This is a genomic window from Winogradskyella sp. A3E31 (assembly GCF_046720935.1).
Taxonomy (GTDB): domain Bacteria; phylum Bacteroidota; class Bacteroidia; order Flavobacteriales; family Flavobacteriaceae; genus Winogradskyella.
On record NZ_JBHNWH010000009.1, the window covers coordinates 58020 to 78823 of the forward strand.

17 protein-coding genes are annotated in these 20804 nt (G+C 36.5%); 12 read left to right on the plus strand and 5 right to left on the minus strand.

The features are described 5' to 3' along the window. Positions 1–218: 218 nt before the first annotated feature. On the minus strand, positions 219–1316 hold the full coding sequence (locus tag ACFEMA_RS12135) for a DUF2911 domain-containing protein (protein WP_411768478.1): 1098 nt from the start codon (positions 1314–1316) through the stop codon (positions 219–221). 198 nt (positions 1317–1514) lie between these two features. On the opposite strand from ACFEMA_RS12135, the gene ACFEMA_RS12140 reads away from it, so the two are divergent. The 5 genes from ACFEMA_RS12140 (at position 1515) to ACFEMA_RS12160 (ending at position 7065) form a co-directional block, all read left to right on the plus strand. Beyond that, complete coding sequence (locus ACFEMA_RS12140; RefSeq protein WP_411768479.1) at positions 1515–2915, plus strand: TIGR00366 family protein; 1401 nt, start codon at positions 1515–1517, stop codon at positions 2913–2915. A 123-nt stretch (positions 2916–3038) separates the two neighbouring features. Then, the gene (locus ACFEMA_RS12145; protein ID WP_411768480.1) at positions 3039–5336 is read left to right on the plus strand and encodes a hypothetical protein; all 2298 of its coding nucleotides are present in this window, start codon (positions 3039–3041) and stop codon (positions 5334–5336) included. Continuing rightward, positions 5297–5503 (plus strand): hypothetical protein, encoded by a 207-nt coding sequence (locus ACFEMA_RS12150; protein ID WP_411768481.1) that lies wholly within the window; start codon positions 5297–5299, stop codon positions 5501–5503. Before ACFEMA_RS12145 ends, ACFEMA_RS12150 begins: the two co-directional genes overlap by 40 nt. Positions 5504–5644: 141 nt before the next feature. After that, entirely contained in the window at positions 5645–6385 is a 741-nt protein-coding gene (locus ACFEMA_RS12155; RefSeq protein ID WP_411768482.1) for a DUF6090 family protein, read from the plus strand. A 92-nt stretch (positions 6386–6477) separates the two neighbouring features. After that, the gene (locus tag ACFEMA_RS12160; RefSeq protein WP_411768483.1) at positions 6478–7065 is read left to right on the plus strand and encodes a hypothetical protein; all 588 of its coding nucleotides are present in this window, start codon (positions 6478–6480) and stop codon (positions 7063–7065) included. Between the two features lie 121 nt (positions 7066–7186). Here the strand turns inward: ACFEMA_RS12160 and ACFEMA_RS12165 are convergent, their stop codons facing one another. The 3 genes from ACFEMA_RS12165 to ACFEMA_RS12175 all read right to left on the minus strand — a co-directional run bounded on the left by ACFEMA_RS12165 (position 7187) and on the right by ACFEMA_RS12175 (position 9560). Continuing rightward, positions 7187–8404 (minus strand): peroxiredoxin family protein, encoded by a 1218-nt coding sequence (locus tag ACFEMA_RS12165; RefSeq protein WP_411768484.1) that lies wholly within the window; start codon positions 8402–8404, stop codon positions 7187–7189. Positions 8405–8561: 157 nt separating this feature from the next. Further along, entirely contained in the window at positions 8562–9341 is a 780-nt protein-coding gene (locus tag ACFEMA_RS12170) for a hypothetical protein (protein WP_411768485.1), read from the minus strand. Between the two features lie 12 nt (positions 9342–9353). Next, positions 9354–9560: a hypothetical protein gene (locus ACFEMA_RS12175; RefSeq protein WP_411768486.1), complete on the minus strand. Its 207-nt coding sequence runs from the start codon at positions 9558–9560 to the stop codon at positions 9354–9356. Positions 9561–9733: 173 nt separating this feature from the next. On the opposite strand from ACFEMA_RS12175, the gene pheT reads away from it, so the two are divergent. From pheT to ribB, 7 genes are all read left to right on the plus strand, one after another. Continuing rightward, entirely contained in the window at positions 9734–12160 is a 2427-nt protein-coding gene (gene pheT / locus ACFEMA_RS12180) for a phenylalanine--tRNA ligase subunit beta (RefSeq protein ID WP_411768487.1), read from the plus strand. A 233-nt stretch (positions 12161–12393) separates the two neighbouring features. Further along, positions 12394–12897, plus strand: a complete 504-nt coding sequence (gene tpx, locus ACFEMA_RS12185) for a thiol peroxidase (protein ID WP_411768488.1) — start codon at positions 12394–12396, stop codon at positions 12895–12897. Continuing rightward, entirely contained in the window at positions 12897–13262 is a 366-nt protein-coding gene (locus ACFEMA_RS12190; RefSeq protein ID WP_411768489.1) for a diacylglycerol kinase family protein, read from the plus strand. Before tpx ends, ACFEMA_RS12190 begins: the two co-directional genes overlap by 1 nt. 349 nt (positions 13263–13611) lie before the next feature. Then, positions 13612–15999 (plus strand): DNA translocase FtsK, encoded by a 2388-nt coding sequence (locus ACFEMA_RS12195; RefSeq protein ID WP_411768490.1) that lies wholly within the window; start codon positions 13612–13614, stop codon positions 15997–15999. Between the two features lie 13 nt (positions 16000–16012). Next, on the plus strand, positions 16013–16654 hold the full coding sequence (locus ACFEMA_RS12200) for a LolA family protein (RefSeq protein WP_411768491.1): 642 nt from the start codon (positions 16013–16015) through the stop codon (positions 16652–16654). Between the two features lies 1 nt (position 16655). Next, positions 16656–18641 (plus strand): LptF/LptG family permease, encoded by a 1986-nt coding sequence (locus ACFEMA_RS12205; protein ID WP_411768492.1) that lies wholly within the window; start codon positions 16656–16658, stop codon positions 18639–18641. 31 nt (positions 18642–18672) lie between these two features. Next, the gene (gene ribB / locus ACFEMA_RS12210) at positions 18673–19821 is read left to right on the plus strand and encodes a 3,4-dihydroxy-2-butanone-4-phosphate synthase (protein WP_411768493.1); all 1149 of its coding nucleotides are present in this window, start codon (positions 18673–18675) and stop codon (positions 19819–19821) included. Here ribB and ACFEMA_RS12215 read toward each other — a convergent pair. Then, positions 19818–20756 (minus strand): hypothetical protein, encoded by a 939-nt coding sequence (locus ACFEMA_RS12215; protein WP_411768494.1) that lies wholly within the window; start codon positions 20754–20756, stop codon positions 19818–19820. The genes ribB and ACFEMA_RS12215 overlap by 4 nt on opposite strands. Between the last annotated feature and the right edge of the window lie 48 nt (positions 20757–20804).

Genomic DNA, 20804 nt, shown 5'->3' on the forward strand with positions numbered 1-20804 from the left:
CCTTTTTCCATTCCGAAACAAGTTTCGAGGCATTACACCTGAGATCCCGCAAAAAATCGGGATTAGTTCAACCGACAAAACTTAAGGCGCTACGCTTTTAAGTTTTGGGTTTCACTAATAAAAAAACCCAGCATCGCTGCTGGGTTTCAAAACAGAACTGAACGTGTTTTGATGATGAATCTTAATAGGTTAAACGCTATAAATCAAAGATTGTTACACTAATTAATATCTTCACCCTTCTCTAATTTGTCAATATTGGCTTGCACATTACCTTTGCTTGCATCGTTAGGTGCATTAGCCAATGCTTTTCTTAAATGTTTCAAAGCAGTCTTATAATCCCCTTTGGCTGAATACCCTCTTGCAAGACCATAATGAACAGGCCAGGTATCCTTGTTGTTTTCCGCATTCATTTTAAACACTTCTAAAGCTTTGTCCTTATCTCCATTAGCAATCAACGTTCTTCCGTATTGATGCACTTGTAACACATTGGCCATTGGCAATGCTTCGTCCATAACGGCCGCTGCTTCATCTGCTCTATTCATTCTACTTAAAATTTGTGCTTTTAATTGAAGGTTCGCAAAGGTTTTTTGACTGTAAAACTGACCCTCAATGGCGTTATTTACCCACGCCAATGCTTCATCCAAATCCCCTCCATTACTTAAGGCATAACCTGCAGCCTGCTCCCAGTTTTGACGTGTAAATCCTGCCTGACCTTTAAAACCTGCCCTAATGTCGCTAAGCACAATGTCTGTGACATCGACTTCAATGGTAAACGGGAAGGCTTTCTTTTCCCATACCAATTGTGCTGTAGCTGAATTGGCCTTAACGTCGTTAAATTCATAGGTCAGTAACTCATGGTGTGGTACTTCAACTGTTGTAATATCTGCTCTTAAGGCATCGTTAGCTGGGTTATAAAAATAACTTCCCCAAGCATTAGAATCGTTTGATAATATTAAAGTTGCTGTGTTGTTCTCATTCACAATAAAATGTAAACCGTAGGTGCCTGCAGCAATAGCTTTGCCTTCAACTTTTGCGTTGTGCGTGAATGAAATCGTAGTGTTTTCATTGGCACCAGCACGCCAAGGAGCGGCTTTTGAGGTTCCGAATTGAAAATCGTTTAGGCCGTAAGGCACGAGGCTTCCCCATATGTCGCGATCATTGACACTAGGACGTGAATAAGTTATACTAATGTCTGTTGTTCCTACCCGTTGTGTTACTGTGGCTTGCTGACTCCCTCTAGGAGTATTGAGCTGAGCTTGAGTAGTTAGTGATAAGCATAGCATTAGACAAAATGCTACTTGAGTAATTGTCTTCATAATAGGATTGATTAATTAATTTAGTGTTAACAAGGTAGACCCTAATAAAAAGCGAGACTGTTAGCGTGGAGTTAAAGAAGCATCGTTTAATGTTAATTAACGAATCGTTAAGAGTGTGCTGAATTAATTATTTAAATAGCCAAACAGGACATACTAATCTAAAGTTTGTTACTTTAGTGCGCCTAAACCAACACCCTCATGCTCACTAAACTAGGTCAAAAATTTACCGATCTCTTTACCAAATACATGCCAAGTGCCTTTGTATTTGCATTGGTTCTAACCCTTTTTACAGGGACATTAGCATTTGCTTTTACAGATGCAAGTACCATAGATGTCATTACATCTTGGTATAAAGGTTTCTTTGATTTATTGGAGTTTGGAATGCAAATTACTCTCATCATTGTCACAGGACTTAGCATTGCACTTTCACCAACTATAGGCAGACTTATAGATAAACTTGCTGATAAGATTACAAGCCCAGTTGCCGTTTATATCATAGTTGTATTCACTGGTGCTTTATTAAGCCTCATTAGTTTTGGATGGATAGTGATTGCAGCCGTTTTGGCTAGAGAACTAGCCATGCGAATAAAGGGTATTAATTATCCTTTTTTAGTGGCATGTGTTTATTTTTCTGGCGGAAGTTGGGTTACAGGTTTATCAAGCTCAATTCCTTTACTCTTAAACACAGAGAATAATTTCTTGATAGAAGGTAATATTTTAGCTTCTGTGATACCTACATCACAGACTCTAGGTTCTAATTTAAATCTAATAATGCTTGGCGTATTTTTAGTCATAGTTCCACTTATTGCCTATCTCATTATTCCTAGAATTACTGGCTTTAGAGAATTAAAAGATATGCTTATAGACAAATCGCCTGTTAAAGAGTTAAGTATCACTGATGAGTCTAAGGGCTTAAAACTGCCTTTTAAAGCTGCATCAGATTCTTTAAACAATAGTTGGGTTTTACAAGGCTTAGTGGGACTAATGGGAGTGGTTTTTATTCTGTATTATTTTTATAACAACGGATTCAACCTCAACTTTAATATTATGATATTTATTTTTATCATTGTTGGGCTTCTACTCCACAAAACGCCTATGTGCTATAGCATTGCCATGAAACGCTCAAGCAGTAATATATCTGGCATATTATTTCAATATCCGTTTTACGCGGGGATTATGGGCATTATGTTGCACACCAGTTTAGGTACTACTATAGCGGATCTCATATCTTCTGTAGGCACGTTAGACTCTTATGCATTTTTAGCCTTTGTTACCGGTGGAGCTGTAAACTTCGCAATACCATCTGGTGGTGGTGAGTTTGCTGTTATTGGCCCAAGTATTATTGAAGGTGTAAAAGCTATAGGAGTAGGCCTACCACCAGAACAGATTACTGAAATGGTAACAAGAGCTTCTCTCTCTATTGCATATGGCGAAAGTCTCACTAATCTATTACAGCCGTTTTACCTACTTATTATTTTCCCCGTTATGGGAAAGGGTATTAAAATACAAGCGAGAGATGTTATGGGCTATTTGGTCATTCCGTTTATTATACTATTTGTTTTAGAAGGGTTGTTGGTGACTTATGTACCGCTAAATTGATAAATCAAAACAATTATAAATTCTAACTTATTGGTTTTCAACTTTTAAAATGTATCTTAGCTTAATATCTGGCATAAATTATTGATTAAGGCTCATACTATAAATTAGCAGCAAATTAGCTTTATGAAGAAGTCATCACTACTTGTGATTGCATTTTTGTTTTTAAATGCATCACTCTTCTCACAGTCTGAGGATAAAATTTTTTATTCATCATTTCGCCCTGAAGGTTGGAACATCCATATATCCAAAGACAATGGAAAAAATTTCTCAGCATTTACGAATCATGAAAGCTTAGATTATGATGCTAAAATAAGCCCTAATGGAAAGTGGGTTGTTTTTACCTCAGAAAGAAATGGCCCTCCTCATTTATTCATTAAAAGTATAGAAGGTGATACTTTGCCCAGACTTTTGGTAAGTAGCAACTCCATGCAAGATCAAGTGGATTTTTCACCAGATGGTGAGCATATCGTTTTTCTATCTACTCACGAAGGCAATGCTGATATTTACAAGCTTCGGTTTAGCCCTACCGATACTTTGGATGTTTCGCAGGCTCAAAATCTAACCAATAGTGATGGAGGTGATTTTCGGCCGAAGTATTCGCATGATGGAAAAACAATAGCTTTTTCTAGTGATCGAGACCACGACATCAAACCGCATCCCTTTTTTGTGTTTGCTATGCAACGCACAGGAGATATTTACACCATGCCTGCTGATGGCGGAAGTCCAACTCGACTAACAGATTCCGAAGGTTGGGACGGTAGTCCGTCCTGGTCAATGGATGACCAAGAAATATACTTTTATAGCGACAGAAATGGGAATGCTGCTCTTTATAGCATGACACAAAAGGGTGAAAAACAGAAGGTACTTTCACTAGGTGGATTAAGTTGCTTTTCACCAATTATAACTGCCAAAAACAAACTTTTATTTACGAATCTTAATGAGGGCAACAAGGCCTTTTCAATACTTGGTATTAATACAGAAACCCAAAAGATTGACTCCACGTTGGTTCAGGGTTTTGATATGTTTAATATAGACTATCACCCTGATGGAATTATGGTTTTTCATGGAGGTGAAAAATTAGAACAAACTGATCAAAACAGAGCTGGCTTTGAAGGTGACTTATTGGTTAAAAACAGTCCTGAAACGGCCACATTAGAAAATAGAACACTTGACTTATTCGGAGTGAGACGAGCCTTTGCTGCACCACCAACAATAGACGGAAAAGAAATAGTGTATGACTATTTGCCTGCAAATGGTCCTGAAGACCTTTTAACGTTATATGTTATACCGCTTGCATTGCTCCCGCTATTTGCTATTATATGGCTGATTTTAGGAATTATTAATAGCATTAAGAAAAGAAAGCAAATTCCATTCTGGAAATATTTGTTGTTTTCGATAGTAGCAGTAGCTATACCTGTGGTTTTTGCGGTAGAATTTATAAGAAGGCTTATAGAAATGTCGTTACCAGTAAACAATGTAAGGTTGTTCGCGCTTATTTCATTCAGCTTGGTAATTTTTCTGGCACTAGTTGCACGGTATTTTTATAAAAAACGTAAAGCAGAAAAAAAAGGCATAGTTCCACTTTACAAACACTATTACCTAATGTTTTTAATTAATGGTTTAGTAATGGCCTATGTCGCAGTATTACTACCTTCATTTTTTGATGTTCGACCAGACTTTTATTCGGTTGACTATTCTACAAATAAAGTAACTCACCTCTTTAAGTTTGAAGCAGATCCGAATTTTAACCCATTACTAATTAGAATAATTGACACCAAGTTCACACCAGACGGAGAGTACCTTCAATTTTCTGTGGGTGGATTCAGAGCCAATCCTAATGCTCAAGGTAGTGTTTACAGATACCATTTTGAAAGCAAAACACTTGAGAGGATTACGGATGTAGCGAGCAATAATGGCTTTGCTGATTTTTCTAAAGACAACACTGCAATGGTCTTTAGAAGCGGAAGGTCTGGTAATACGGACATTTATATAGAAGAAAGAGAAAGTTTAACCAATCTCACCAATAGCCCTGCAAAGGAGAACTTCCCAGTTATTTCACACGACGGCAACAAGATTGCTTTCTGTTCTGATGTCAACGGCACAGATCTAGATGGTATAGTGAAAACAATGGATATTTTTATTGCTACCAGACAGGCAGATAACACCTGGAGTAACCCTAAACAAATCACAACTTACACAGGTCAAGAAGGTCATCCTCATTTTTCACCTGATGGGAAGTGGCTTATATTCACATCTGAAGAATTTGGTATTAATGATGAGCAACCTTTAGTGCAAAACTATATTTTTAGTCCTCAGATGTATGGAGAAATTACCGCAATACGTTTAGAGGGTGGCAAAAAGGTAAGACTTACCCACAATAAATGGGAAGATGGTGCTCCACTTTGGATATCAGCAGACTAAGACGAAAGCTTAAGCAACTTGTTACAGCCTTTCTTTTTGCTCACTGTCTCCCTGTGATGGGTGTAGGTATTAAAATACAAGCCCGTGATGTTATGGGCTATTTGGTTGTTCCGTTTATTATACTATTTGTTTTAGAAGGGTTGTTAGTGACTTATGTGCCGCTTTAATGTTGATAACGGTTAATAACTAGAAACCTTAACTTATTGATTTTCAAAATTGAAAATTTAACTTCGCTTAGCTATGGGTATAGGTTATTAAAACGAAGCTATATCTTAAGGTTGTGCTTCATTATGATAAACCGCTAACAAATGATAAAATTCTTTAGAAAAATAAGACAAAATATGATTAGGGATAATAAGGTCATTAAGTACTTACTTTATGCTATTGGAGAAATTATACTAGTGGTTATTGGAATTTTAATTGCGTTAAGTATAAATAATTCGAATGAATTAAAAAAAAACCGAAATACTGAAAAAGTCTATCTAAGAGAAATAAAGAGTGATTTAATTCAAGATACATTATTGTTGTCTCAAGTAATTAAAGACCACAAATGGCGAATTGCTCAATTAATGTCTCAAGACACAACTATTGACTTTATATTCAAGGAAATTATTGGTAACCTACCTAAAGTGGAGGGAGTATCTGAATTAGAATATATTTTCTTTACAGACAGAAAGTTTCGACCAAAAATTGGAACCTATAATTCAATGATATCTGAAGGAAAATCAAACATTATAAGCAATCGTGAACTATTTAATAATATTCAAAGTATCTATGAATTGGAGGTCCAAAATATCATAGCTATTGGTGAAGATGTGGTGGATCGTTCTACTGAGTTAAGAAATAAATATGCATATGAAATAAAATATGGTGATTTTGGCTCACCAATTACAATTACAGACAAACGAATATTAGCTGATATTTATATTTCATCGAGACAACTTAATTATTATACAAGGCAATCAGTATTATTAAAAAAGAGCATAACAGAATTAATCGAGCTAATAGATATTGAATACCAATCTATGGAAAAGAATAACCAAGGCTAACTTCAAACGTATATAATTCTATGCTAGGCATTCACCTTTATTAATTGTAACAAATTTGAATCTTAAACGTCCTATTGTTCTAAACAATATAAATGAAAAATCCAATTCTACTATTACTTGCATTAGTATTATTTAGTGCCTGTAATAACTCAACTAAATCCAATACAACCAACCAGCCAACTCTAACTGATTATCAGCTCGGTGAGAAATGGGTCTGGAAATATAAAGGTGTGACTACTGAAGGAGAAGTACGCTCAGATGGAACAGATACAAGAGAAATAATAAGTTTTGACGGAGCCCTAGGTATGACTATTGGAAAAGATACTATTCCCGTTACCGAAATCGTTAAACTAGATGTAAGCGAAACCCCGAAGTACGACTGGCCTCTCGAAGTGGGTAAAAAATGGAAATATGAAAACAGTTGGACAAGTCAAGATGGAACTACTGGAAACCAAAGTCAGAATGCCGAAGTACTATCATACCAAGAAGAAACAGTAGAAGCAGGAACATTTATGGCCTACACAATAAAATACACAGGGAAAACTACAAATTCTAGAGGATATAACGCAAATGAAACAGAAGTTTGGTTATATGCACCTGCTGTAAAAAATTTCATAAAACTCACTCAAAATCAAGGTGACTTTCACTACGTGGAGGAATTAATCGAATATTCAAAATAAAAATAAAAAAAGCGAAGCAGAACAATGGCTATAATTAATTGCTTGTTCTCGCCTACTTCTAAAATTCCTAATTAACGAATTGAATTTAATCGGAGACTATCTGCCTGAATAATACCAAGACTTATTCCGATAACAGCTCATCAATAAAACTTTCAAACTCCTCTTTAAACTCTACATACTTTTCGCCAGTTGCTGGGCCATTGAATCCTGTGTGGATTTTTCGGACTTTACCTTCTTTATCTATAAAAATAGACGTTGGATAAGACAAGACATGGTTAAGCATCGGCAGTTTTTCTTGAGCCTCACCTTTATCTGAAGAGCCATATTGTGCTAATAGAATTGGATAGGTTATATCTATTTTTTCTCTAAGACGTTCAATGCTATTAAAAGCTTTTTCCTCAGTCTTGGCGTACTCAAAAGCCAAAGCCACAAACTCTAGGTCTTTATCCGAATTATCCTTATAAAATTGTGAGTAGTATTTGCTTTCATCCAAACAATTAGGACACCAGGTTCCCATAATCTGCACAACCACCACTTTGTCCTTAAAGCGTTCGTCATCTAAGGACACCATATTTCCATTAGCATCAGGAAAGGAAAAATCCAACTTATCATAGCCTTCATTTAAAAAAGTTAATTCATTGGCGTCTGGCAATTCGTAATCAGCATTACGTTTGCCTACAAAAGGTTCTTTCCAATGATTGCCAGAATAAAACGTTCCTACGAGTGTAGAGTCCGACACTTGCGCCGTGAATAAAAACGCATGGGCACCATCAAAGGTCGAGAGCTTCATGGTATTGCCTTCCATCACACCATCCAGATACCGGTAGTCACCAGTTGTGGTTCTAATTGTGCCTGTAATGGAAGTGCCTTTCTGTTCAAAAATACCTTTAGCAATATATTCATCGCCTTCTATACCTTCACTAAACACCATTTCCCAAACACCAGAGACATTTTCATTGGCAGCTGATTCCGTTATAAAACGTTGATCGTTATTGTATTCAGCAGTAAAAGGAACAATACGATCGAGGCTTTCTTTAATAAAGTCCCCAGAAAAATTATCTCCGTTAAAAGTACCTGCGAAATACCCTTCAAACACTGGAGCTTTTATAAAAATGGAATCATTACGATAGTCAACTTCATCAACTTCAATAACTTCTTCTGCGTTATAAATCCTTAAATCTGTTGGCGAGATCACCTCAATAACAAACGGTAATTCTTCATTATCCTGAACTTCTAAGGTGACTCTGTAATTGCCATTTTGAAGTTGTTGAACCTCCTTTGGCTCGGACTTGCATGAACATACCAAAAGGATGATGGCAAGAAAGAAAGTATTTTTCATAGGGAATTGTGCTTTATATAGAGTTCGAAATTACGACAGATACCTAACAAAAAAAAGACGTTAATCAATTTAACGTCTTTTTCTTGTCAGTTCGAGTGATTTTAACCCCGAAAGCATTCGGGATAAAATCGTGTCGGGACACTCAATGTGACAATTTTTAGTTATCCTCTTTACTCAAAGCCTCTAACCTTGCCTCTTGAGCTTTTAATACGCGTTCACTTTCTGTAAGTGATGAACGCAGTTTTGTCATTCGTTCAACAGCTCTACCGATAGCGCTTCGCCTTCTATCGACTTCCTCTTCTTTAATCTCACCTTCTTCAATATCTGTCTCTAATCGTCTTTTTGCGTTTTGAATACGCTCTTCGGCCAATACGACCAAGTTACGACGCTTATTGATGATTTCGCGTTCTACCTCAATGCGGTTTCTGGCTTCATAAGCTCGTTGCTGCCCAAACTCTCGCCCTGTTAGATCTCCTTTGTTTTTTCCGTAGGCATTTCCTTTACCATTATTGGATTTAATTTTGTTTCGCTTTTGCTCTAGCACTTCGATCTGATCTTCTATAATGCGTTCTTTCTTACCTCTAAGATCATTTTGTTCTTCGCGGTACTCTTCCTTCATCTTCTCCATACGCTCTTGTATCGCTTTCTTTTCTCCAGGTGAAGCATTTTTCATTTGCTCTTGGAGGGCCTTCATCTCTTCTTTACGCTCAGAAGCCAGTTCCTTCTGCTCCATAGAGACCTTCTCTTTTGCTTCTTTGAGCTTTTTCTCTTTCTTTTCTTTTTTATCTTGTGCCATCTCCTTGCCTTTCTCCATCTTCTCCTTGGCTACTTTTTCCTTCTTGGCTTTTTCGCTATTGCCTTGTGCAGTAACGGTTGTTGTGCCTAATGCAAAACAAGCCACTATCGCTAAAGCGGTAATATATCTTACTATTTTCATGGTTTTGAATTTTTAAATGTTATCGTCTTCTAATTCCTCTAGGGCTTCTTCTAAAGCTTCAGCATCTGCTTCTACTTCTACCGAAATACTATCGACTTTGGTTTCAACGGCCTCAATTTCATTGACCATTTCTTCTACTTCCTGTTCTTCTTTTTTATCAACGCAAGACACACTTGCAAAAACAAACAAGACTACAAATAGTTTAATTAATTGTTTCATAATATTTGAATTTGATTAAAGGTAATTAATAAGCATAATTGAATTATCGCAATTCACAATTTTGTTAGTCCATTAACTAGACTGTGACTTATAAATTGTACGTTTTAAAATGGCTTTCAGACTTTATAAACCTAAAAAAATGTTTAATTTTGACGCTTCAATGAATTTGAATTATGAAGATATCTTACAACTGGATTAAGCAGTTTATAAATATAGATTGGGACGCCGAAAAGACAGGTGAACTATTGACTGATCTTGGACTTGAAATTGAAGGCATAGAACCTTTTGAATCCGTAAAAGGTGGCCTTAAAGGTATAGTTGTCGGTGAAGTTTTAACTTGTAAGCAACACCCTAACGCTGACCGCTTAAAACTAACTACTGTAGATATCGGCGGTGACGCTCCTGTACAGATTGTTTGCGGCGCACCAAATGTAGCCAAAGGACAAAAAGTACCTGTAGCTACTATAGGTACTACATTATATTCTGCCGAGGGTGAAGCATGGACTATTAAAAAAGGTAAGATTAGAGGTGAAGAAAGTCACGGTATGATTTGCGCTGAGGATGAACTCGGACTTGGAGAATCCCATGATGGCATTATGGTTTTAGACAGCAAGCTTAAAGTTGGAACACCCGCTGCCGACGTATTTAAAATTGAAAACGACTCTGTTTTTGAAATCGGATTAACCCCCAATCGTGCTGATGCTATGAGTCATTATGGTGTGGCTCGAGATTTAAAAGCAGGTTTATTGCAGAAAGATGTTCAACAAGAATTGATTACTCCCCCTGTGACGTCCTATCATGTGGACAGCAGAACATTAAAGATAGATGTGGATGTTGTGGATAAGGAAAAAGCACCACGTTATTGTGGTGTGACTATCGTTGGTTTAAAAGTTGGACCGTCCCCAGACTGGATTCAAAATCGTTTAAAAGCTATCGGTTTGGCTCCGATAAATAATATTGTAGATGTTACCAATTATGTGCTACACGAATTAGGTCAACCGTTACACGCCTTTGATGCTGCAAAAATTGAAGGCAATACCATTAAAGTGAAGACGCTGAAAGCTGGGACTAAGTTTACAACTCTAGATGACGTTGAACGCAAGTTGCATGAGGAGGATCTTATGATTTGTGATGCCGAAAAGCCAATGTGCATCGCTGGTGTTTTTGGCGGTGTAAATTCTGGAGTTACAGAAAGCACAACGAGCATCTTTTTAGAAAGCGCCTATTTCGACCCAATCAGTGTTCGAAAAACAGCCAAACGCCATGGTTTAAATACAGATGCTTCTTTTAGGTTTGAACGTGGCATCGATCCTAATATTACAGAATATGCTTTAAAACGAGCTGCACTATTGATATGCGAAATTGCCGGAGGTGAAATTGCCAGTGATATTGTAGATAGTTATCCTCGGAAGATTGAAGATCACCAAGTCCGTCTAAGTTTTGACAATGCCAAGAAATTGATTGGAGAGGAAATTCCGAGAGAAACCATAAAAAGTATATTGACCTCGCTAGAAATAAAGGTCAATAACGTCACTGAAACAGGGTTAGGATTGACTGTACCTGCATACAGAAACGATGTACAGCGAGAGGCAGATGTTATTGAGGAAGTTCTTAGGGTTTATGGTTATAATAAAATCAAAACTACTGAAAAACTCAACGCTTCTATTTCTAATTCTTCTCGTTTTGAAGATTATAAACTTCAGAATATCATTGGCAATCAATTAGCCGCTCAAGGGTTTTATGAGATTTTAGGCAATTCTTTAACCACACCAGACTACATAAAATTAAGTGAGCAATTAAAGGAAGAGCATAATGTAGAAATGCTGAATCCATTGAGTAACGATTTAGGCGTAATGCGGCAGTCTTTATTATTTTCTGGATTAGAAGCGGTTTCTCATAACATTAATAGGCGTCAATCGGATTTAAAATTATTTGAATTCGGGAAGACCTATCATCAATACGCCGAATCGCGTGAAGAATTAAAACATTTAAGTGTCTTTGTCACTGGTAATAAAATGAATGAACGTTGGAATTCTTCAACGACACCAAGTGATTTCTTTTATTTAAAAGGGATTGTTGCATCTGTTTTAGAACGTATAGGCATTTCTCGATATAAGTCATCACCCATTAAAACAGATGTGTTGAGCGAAGGTGTAAAATTACAATTGGGTAAAAAAGAGTTGGTGCAATTCGGGTTGGTTAAAAAGTCTGTACTGAAACATTTCGGTATTCAACAACCAGTACTTTTCGCAGATTTTAATTGGGATACCATTATTGAAATGGCAAAACACAATTCAATTAAATTTAAGGCTATTCCGAAGTATCCAGAAGTACGCCGAGATTTTGCCTTACTAATTGATAATGCTGTGACTTTTGATGACATCCATACGATTGCCAAACAAACAGAAAAGCAACTACTGAAGAATGTGAATCTGTTTGATGTCTACCAGGGTAAAAACCTTCCTGAAGGAAAAAAGAGCTATGCTGTGAGTTTTACGCTGCAAGACGAAAACAAAACCCTTACGGACAAGCAGATCGATAAGATTATGGGAAAACTGCAAAAAAACTTTGAATCTAAGCTTGGAGCGGAATTGAGGTAGAAGTTTTGAAGTCGGAAGTTAGGAGTTAGGAGTTAGGAGTTAGGAGTTAGGAGTTAGGAAATAAAAACATTTTACCAATACTTCATGCTTCACACTTCTCACTTCATACTTCATACTTCGCGCTTCACACTTCAATCTTCATGCTTCACGCTTTTCCAAAAAACATTATCATTTCCTTCACATTTAAACCATAGATATTCTTTAATTTTAACATTCTTAAAAAAAGAAATAATATGGCTAATGTAACTTTGGGTGGAACACCCGTGAACACTATAGGTGAATTACCAAACGTTGGTAACAAAGCACCAGATTTTAAATTAACAGCATCTAAGGACCTGTCTAGGAAATCCCTGAATGATTTTAAAGGGCATCGATTAGTTCTTAATATTTTCCCAAGTGTAGATACAGGTGTATGCTCACAATCCGTGCGTACCTTTAATGAAAAAGCAAGTCAATTAGAAAACACTAAAGTGCTCTGCATATCTAAGGATTTACCCTTTGCTATGGAACGCTTTTGTGGTGCTGAAGGCTTAGAAAATGTCATTACTTTGACTGATTATAAAACTGGTGAGTTTGGAAAAACCTATGGCGTCACATTTGCGGATGGTGGGTTTGAGACCTTATTATCAAGATCAATAGTTGTTGTTGACGAAAATGGTACTGTAGTCTATACCGAACAAGTACCAGAAACAGGAAACGAGCCTAACTATGAGGCTGCTCTCAATGCGCTTTCCTAATGTCTAAAAAAGAATCATATGCTATCAATCGCCTTAAAAGTGTAGGTTATGCTTTTAAGGGATTGGTGGTTTTAGTGAAAACCGAAAAAAGTATCCAGTTGCAATTAATCATTGCAGTACTTGTTACTATTGCTGGCTTTTACTATAATATTTCTACTACCGAGTGGTTGATCCAATTAGTGATGATAGCTGTGGTTATGAGTGTTGAGGGAGTTAATACTGCCATAGAATATATTGCCAATTTTATTCACCCAGAACACCATCCTAAAATTGGACTGATAAAAGATGTTGGTGCAGGGGCAGTTTTTATCGCTTCAATTATTGCTATTATCGTAGCCTGCATTATCTATATTCCCAAACTTTAGGGTTTATAAAACTGATAATCGAAAATAATTTCTCGGCGCCTTGCGTCCGAGTTTCCTTTGAACCTGCCATCAGGCAGGATTGTCATTCCCATGAAAATGGGAATCTAAATAACAGAGTTTCGGTTTTTGATTACCAGGTCAAACTTAAACGAGCAGTATACTACTAAGACAATTACTCGATGATAGTTCGATTCAAGAAATTCTTTTATTAAACCTATACTATAGATACCAAAACCATTAGGATAAACGTTTGTTATTTGTATTTTTGTTGAGTTGCGAATCAACTCAATCCTGAACAACTCAGGGCATATTTTGTAATCAATTGATTTCCGTTATCCGGAAAGTGAACATGGCAAAGAAAAAATCAACCAAAAAGAAACCTGCTAAAAAAACTAAATTAAAACGGCCGTCGTTTAAATTATCTAATCAGCAAAAACTCATTTTTGGGAGTTTACTGATTATATTAGGGGTTTTACTTTTTATTTCTTTCTTGTCGTTTCTATTTACAGGCAAAGAAGACCAAAGTATCTTATCAGAATTTCCGGGTCGTGATGCAGAAGCCAAAAACTGGGCACGTATTCTTGGAGCGCAGGTTAGTGATCTTTTTATCACTAAAGGTTTCGGTATTCCATCATTCATTTTTTCGGGATTATTATTCCTATCTGGGGTTTACATCACTTTAAACCTCAAAATGCAGCGATTACGAAAACATTGGATTTGGGGCACGCTCATAGTGATTTGGCTCTCTATCTTTTTTGGATTCTTCACACACAAATATGACATCCTCGGCGGTACCATCGGTTATGAAATGAACCATTTCTTTCAGGACTATATTGGCAAAATAGGAACAATTCTCCTTCTTGTTTTTGGTCTGATTACGTATTTAGCCATTCGTTTTAAAGTGACGGGTGATACATTTGTGAATTTCTTCAAGAAAGCTAAAAAAGAAATGACATCGGAATTTGATCCCTCTTCAGAAGATGATGTTACTGTTCCGATTGATAATAGCTTATCGGAGGAAGCTAAAGACATAAAATCTGCTTTTGAAATTCCGCTTGAAAATTTAGAGCCTACAATTACCAAACATTCTAAACCAGAGAAATCGAGTGATAAAGCTAAAGACGTAAAGGTAGAAGTTGAAGAGCCTCAGTTAGAAATGGAAGTGGAAACAACCAAGGAAGAAGCTTCTGAAACTGACAATCTCTCGGATAAATTAGTGGAAGATTTTGGGCAATACGACCCAACTCTTGAACTTGGTAAATATCAATTTCCGACTTTAGATCTTCTTAAAAAATATGATAACGAAGGCATCGCTATCAATCAGGAAGAATTAGAGGAAAACAAAAACCGAATTGTTGAAACCCTCAATAATTATAAGATTGGGATTTCTAGTATTAAAGCAACGATAGGACCAACAGTTACACTTTATGAAATTGTCCCCGAGGCTGGAGTCCGGATTTCAAAAATTAAAAATTTAGAAGACGATATTGCTTTATCGCTTTCGGCATTAGGTATCCGTATCATTGCCCCTATTCCTGGCAAAGGCACCATTGGTATTGAAGTTCCAAACAAAAATGCCACAATCGTTTCTATGCATTCGGCTATTGCCTCGCAAAAATTTCAGAATAGTAAAATGCAACTGCCTATTGCACTAGGGAAAACCATTAGTAATGAAACTTTAGTGGTTGACTTGGCTAAGATGCCACATCTTTTGATGGCAGGTGCTACGGGACAAGGTAAATCGGTAGGGCTAAACGCAGTATTGACTTCACTTTTGTACAAAAAACATCCTGCTGAAGTTAAGTTTGTACTGGTTGATCCTAAGAAAGTAGAATTAACCTTATTCAATAAAATAGAACGTCACTATTTGGCCAAATTACCTGATAGTGAAGATGCTATTATTACGGATAATACGAAGGTGATACATACCTTAAACTCCCTCTGTATTGAAATGGACAACCGCTACGACTTGCTTAAAAATGCATTCTGTAGAAATATAGCGGAATACAATGCTAAGTTTAAAGCGAGGAAACTGAACCCAAATGAAGGGCATCAGTTCTTGCCTTATATTGTTTTGGTGGTAGATGAGTTTGCGGATTTAATTATGACGGCGGGGAAAGAGGTAGAAACCCCTATCGCTCGTTTAGCTCAGTTGGCAAGAGCCATTGGTATTCACTTAATTATTGCCACACAAAGACCATCGGTTAACGTCATCACAGGTATTATTAAGGCAAACTTTCCAGCAAGGATAGCCTTTAGAGTAACATCGAAAATAGACTCTAGAACCATTTTAGATGGCTCGGGTGCCGATCAGTTGATTGGTCGCGGTGATATGCTTTTTACTCAAGGTAACGATATGATACGTATTCAATGTGCCTTTGTGGATACCCCAGAAGTTGAAAAAATCACTGAGTTTATTGGTTCTCAAAAGGCCTATCCAGATGCGTATTTATTGCCAGAATATGTCGGTGAAGAAGGTGGCACAAATATTGATATTGATATAGCGGATAGAGATAAATTGTTCAGGGAAGCAGCAGAAATTATTGTGACAGCACAGCAAGGTTCGGCGTCTTTACTACAACGAAAACTGAAATTAGGGTATAATAGAGCCGGTAGAATTATCGATCAATTAGAAGCTGCCGGAATTGTTGGTCCTTTTGAAGGTAGCAAAGCACGGCAGGTTTTAGTGGCAGATTTTGTAGCCCTTGATCAACTCCTGGAAAATGAAAATAGTTAAATACGTAAAAATAATGAGACATATATTAGTTTTAATCGGGTTCCTATTTATAGGTTCATTGCAGGCCCAATCAGACAGTAACGCAAAAGCCTTATTGAATGAAGTGAGCACAAAAGTGAAAAGCTATAATAACATAGCTCTTAGCTTTAAATACGAGTTGAGCAATGTTAGTGAAAACATCAATCAGGAAACCAAAGGTGATGTTACCATTGAAGGTGATAAATATTTGCTGAATGTATTGGGCATTACAAGAATATTTGATGGTAAAACCCTATACACCATAAGTCCGGAAGATGAAGAAGTGACTATTTCTTCAGATAACTCAGATGATGAAAGCACAATTACACCAAGTAAAATGCTATCCTTTTATGAAGATGGTTATACTTATAAAATGGATATCCTTCAAAATGTAAAAGGACGTAAAATTCAGTTTGTAAAATTGACACCTATAGATACTAATTCTGAGATAAAGCATGTGCTTTTAGGTATTGATGCCACTACAAAACACATCTATAACTTAATAGAAGTTGGGAAAAACGGTACAAAAACGACTTTGACTGTTAATTCTTTTAAAACCAACGAACCGATATCAAAAACCTTATTTACATTTGATGCCAGTAAATACAAAGATTACTACATCAATAAATTAGATTAGGTTGAAAATACTCGACAGGTACATACTCACTACCTACTTAAAAACCTTTTTGAGTGTATTTATTATACTCATGTTCATCTTTGTCCTACAGACTATATGGCTCTATATTTCAGAGTTGGCAGGTAAGGATTTGGATATTACTGTAGTGGCAAAGTTCCTCTTGTATTTTGCACCTAAAATGGTGCCACTTGTACTACCATTGACCATACTCCTTGCCTCAATAATGGTCTTTGGAAATTTTGCCGAAAACTATGAGTTTGCCGCCATGAAATCAACCGGTATTTCGTTGCAGCGTGCCATGCGCAGTCTTGCGGTTTTCATTTTTGGACTTTCAATCTTAGCATTTTTCTTTGCCAATAATGTTATCCCTTGGGCTGAATACGAATCTTATAATTTAAGAAGAAACATTGCCAAGCTAAAGCCCGCAATGGCCATTGCAGAAGGACAGTTTAATGAAATCGGAAATATCAATATTAAAGTTGACAAGAAAACTGGTGATCGTGGACAATATTTAGAAAACGTCATAATTCATAAAAAGAAAGCAGTTAAACAAGGTAACTATACCGTTATTATTGCTGAAACTGGCGAGTTGATTAGTAGTGAGGACTCTGAAATTCTTCAATTACAATTAAATGATGGTAACTACTACGATGAACTCGTTAGTAGGGATTCTAGAAAGTATAGAGAGAAAATGCCGCATGCTAAAAGCACATTTGATCAGTATATTATCAATGTAGACTTAGGCAACCTCAACAACATAGATCTCGAAGACAAAAGTAGTGACAATCGCTATAACATGCTAAATGTAAGTGAATTAAACTACACGATTGACACCTTGAAACAAGCTAGAAAAAAGGATTACGAAACCTTATCCAAGACCTTATACAACCGTACAACGTATGAAGCTTTACAAAATAATTTTGAAGTTAGAAAAGATACTTCATTCACAGGGAATGTCCTGGATCTTTTTGAAACCAAAACACAACTACAGATAACGAATCTAGCACTGAACAGTACCAATAGCACTGAACAGATTTTAAAGACCAACAAAAAAAGCTATAAAGAACGTTCGGCGTGGAGAAACAGACATATAATTGCTTTACACGAAAAATACGTACTGGCTTTTGCCTGTATTATTCTCTTTTTCGTTGGAGCTCCACTTGGCGCCTTAATTAAAAAAGGTGGTCTAGGATTACCAATGGTTATTGCCATATTACTATTTTTAACGTATCACTTCATAGGTTTGTTCACAAAAAACAGCGCAAAAGACGGAGCCTTAGATCCTGTTCTTGGGACATGGTTATCGACACTTATTATGTTGCCATTTAGTATCTATTTAACCTCTAGGGCAACCAAAGATAGAGGCTTGTTTGAAATGGACATTATTTTAGTACCTCTAAAAAAACTATTCAAAGTTAAAGAGCAGTCTGGAACAGAAGATATCAAAGCCATTCAATCTTACAGCTATTATAATAAGCATAGCATCGAGGAATTAGTAGAAGTCGTTAAAAATCATGATGAATTCGATATAGATAAAAAACCAAAACAAATTGCCCTACAACAACTGTCTGACCGGAATATTTCTCTTGATACGTTAAAGAATAAAGGCTTAAACGTCCCAGATTTTCTATTAAAAGCTAAGCAACATTTAAAAGATTATATAGATTATTCAACCACTAGTTTGGTAACCTACAGTATTGGTGCTATTTTATTGGTACTACATTTTGTATTTAAAAACAATAAATTGCCAGAATTAGCTATAACCGTTAGAGACTTAAGCATTATTTCCTTTATCATATTCATTATCTACGTGGTCGTCTCAACTTTATATTATTTGAAATTTTACAAAAGTCTAAATCTTAAAAACAAAAAAGCAAACCCTCTCTTAATTTTATTGAGCCTTCCCTTCTACCCTCTTAAACATTTTTTATATAAGAGTAAAATGAAGCACGACTTCCATCTCTCTACACTAGAAAAGATAAATTAAGTGTACATTTGCAAAATCAAAAGACACCCTAATGTTAGCGCATACTGTGAATAAAGACATTCAACTAAATACCATAGAAGAAGCCATTGAAGACATCCGACAGGGCAAAGTCATTATCGTTGTAGATGATGAAAACAGGGAAAATGAAGGTGATTTCTTGGCTGCAGCAGAACGTGTCACTCCTGAGACCATAAACTTTATGGCTAAACATGGACGTGGCCTCATCTGTGCTCCTTTAACAGAACAGCGTTGCAAGGAACTCGACTTAAATATGATGGTTCGCAACAACACTGACCCTATGGAAACGGCATTTACAGTGTCTGTAGATTTACGAGGTAATGGTGTTACTACTGGAATTTCAGCTTCGGATAGAGCCAAAACAGTACAGGCCTTAATTAATAAGGATATTAAGCCACACGAATTGGCAAGACCAGGACATATTTTTCCTTTAGTGGCCAAAGAAGGTGGTGTCTTAAGACGAACAGGCCATACCGAAGCCGCCATTGATTTTGCGCGCTTAGCTGGTTTTGAAGCCGCAGGTGTCATTGTAGAGATTATGAATGAAGATGGTACTATGGCAAGGTTACCTCAGCTTTATGATGTTGCTAAAAAGTTTGATTTAAAAATTGTATCCATAGAAGATTTAGTAGCCTACCGAATGGAACACGATTCTTTAATTGAAAAGAAGAGTGATTTTGATATAGAAACTAGGTTCGGGAGTTTTAGATTACGTGCATACGAACAAACAACCAATAATCAAGTACATATTGCTTTAACCAAAGGCAATTGGACTTCAAAAGAATCAGTCTTAACCCGAGTGAATTCTACATTAATCAATAATGACATTCTCGGTACATTGACCAACAATGCTGATAAGAAATTAGACGATATGTTTAAGGTCATCAACGATGCTGGCAAAGGAGCCATCATTTTTATAAATCAGCAAAATCAATCAACCAACCTCTTAAGTCGTCTGTCGATTTTAAAAGAAAACCAAGTGAAAGGTGAATTGGTAAAAGCACCAAGAATCCCTATGGACAATAAGGATTTCGGGATTGGCGCTCAGATTCTTCACGATATTAATATTTCAAAACTAAGACTTATTTCAAATAGCGAACAAACCAAACGTGTTGGTATTATTGGCTATGGATTAGAGATTATTGACTACGTTAATTATTAATCGAGTACTTCAAAAGTATGAAGCATGCCTTTAGCTTTGGCATTTGGTACTTCAGCAATAAAAACATAATTTCCAGGTTTTAAGTCGACCTCAAAATAACCAGTACTGCTTTCATCATCATCATTATACCCTCCTAAAAATGTTAATCCTTTTGGTACAGGTGTTATAAACCCTTTAGGATCATACCAAACCATCCATGCCTCTAAGTCTTCCATGCTAGCGTAGTCCTCTAATTTTACGAGGTGAATATCTGAAGTCGCAAAATTTTCATGTAGTTTTTGGTTCACAATATCTACTTGAAAAACGTGTGTGCCTTTTGTGATGTTTCTATCAAAATGAAAGCCATCTTCCTTAATTGAAATAGTATCTGTTGCTATCGGAGGTTTGAGACCACTATTAGCTTCGGACACATAGACCTGCTTCACCATGCCCATAGTAGAATGAAACTTACCATTTGGCATTTTTACATAACACTCAACACTGTAAAGACCAGGTTCTAGGTAAAGTGTAGAAATAGCCGATGATTTTGGAGCAATTAAGCCAGAACCACCACTTGGAACGACGTTACTGAACCATTCTGGCATTTTTCCGAAAGCGGCAAAACCTTCTTCGGGTTTACCGGCATTGATCAAGTCCATACCCTCCTCAAAAACAGGGTCAGCTTCATTAATAAAATTTTCGACCGTAATGCCTTCTGGCAATTTTACAAATCGAAAAAAATGGGTTTCCTCAGCTCTATTGTCGTATTTAAAAGTGTTCCAGCCAGAAGGGATAGTATCTGCCATATCAAACTCCATGGCGCGGGTAACAATTTTAATGGTCTTGTCCTTAACCATTTCCTCTTTGCTTATTAGAGTTTCTTGATTGTCATTTTTATCAGTTTTACAGCCAGTTAAAAATAATGTAAGGACTAAAAAAAGGGTTGAATATTTCATAATCTTTGGTTTATTATTTATAAAAATAAGATTTTATTGTGATTATAA

Coding starts and splice junctions, on each gene's coding strand:
- ACFEMA_RS12135 (WP_411768478.1), bottom strand. CDS start 1,316: ATGAAGACAATTACTCAAGTAGCATTTTGTCTAATGCTATGCTTATCA.
- ACFEMA_RS12140 (WP_411768479.1), top strand. CDS start 1,515: ATGCTCACTAAACTAGGTCAAAAATTTACCGATCTCTTTACCAAATAC.
- ACFEMA_RS12145 (WP_411768480.1), top strand. CDS start 3,039: ATGAAGAAGTCATCACTACTTGTGATTGCATTTTTGTTTTTAAATGCA.
- ACFEMA_RS12150 (WP_411768481.1), top strand. CDS start 5,297: ATGGGAAGATGGTGCTCCACTTTGGATATCAGCAGACTAAGACGAAAG.
- ACFEMA_RS12155 (WP_411768482.1), top strand. CDS start 5,645: ATGATAAAATTCTTTAGAAAAATAAGACAAAATATGATTAGGGATAAT.
- ACFEMA_RS12160 (WP_411768483.1), top strand. CDS start 6,478: ATGAAAAATCCAATTCTACTATTACTTGCATTAGTATTATTTAGTGCC.
- ACFEMA_RS12165 (WP_411768484.1), bottom strand. CDS start 8,404: ATGAAAAATACTTTCTTTCTTGCCATCATCCTTTTGGTATGTTCATGC.
- ACFEMA_RS12170 (WP_411768485.1), bottom strand. CDS start 9,341: ATGAAAATAGTAAGATATATTACCGCTTTAGCGATAGTGGCTTGTTTT.
- ACFEMA_RS12175 (WP_411768486.1), bottom strand. CDS start 9,560: ATGAAACAATTAATTAAACTATTTGTAGTCTTGTTTGTTTTTGCAAGT.
- pheT (WP_411768487.1), top strand. CDS start 9,734: ATGAAGATATCTTACAACTGGATTAAGCAGTTTATAAATATAGATTGG.
- tpx (WP_411768488.1), top strand. CDS start 12,394: ATGGCTAATGTAACTTTGGGTGGAACACCCGTGAACACTATAGGTGAA.
- ACFEMA_RS12190 (WP_411768489.1), top strand. CDS start 12,897: ATGTCTAAAAAAGAATCATATGCTATCAATCGCCTTAAAAGTGTAGGT.
- ACFEMA_RS12195 (WP_411768490.1), top strand. CDS start 13,612: ATGGCAAAGAAAAAATCAACCAAAAAGAAACCTGCTAAAAAAACTAAA.
- ACFEMA_RS12200 (WP_411768491.1), top strand. CDS start 16,013: ATGAGACATATATTAGTTTTAATCGGGTTCCTATTTATAGGTTCATTG.
- ribB (WP_411768493.1), top strand. CDS start 18,673: ATGTTAGCGCATACTGTGAATAAAGACATTCAACTAAATACCATAGAA.
- ACFEMA_RS12215 (WP_411768494.1), bottom strand. CDS start 20,756: ATGAAATATTCAACCCTTTTTTTAGTCCTTACATTATTTTTAACTGGC.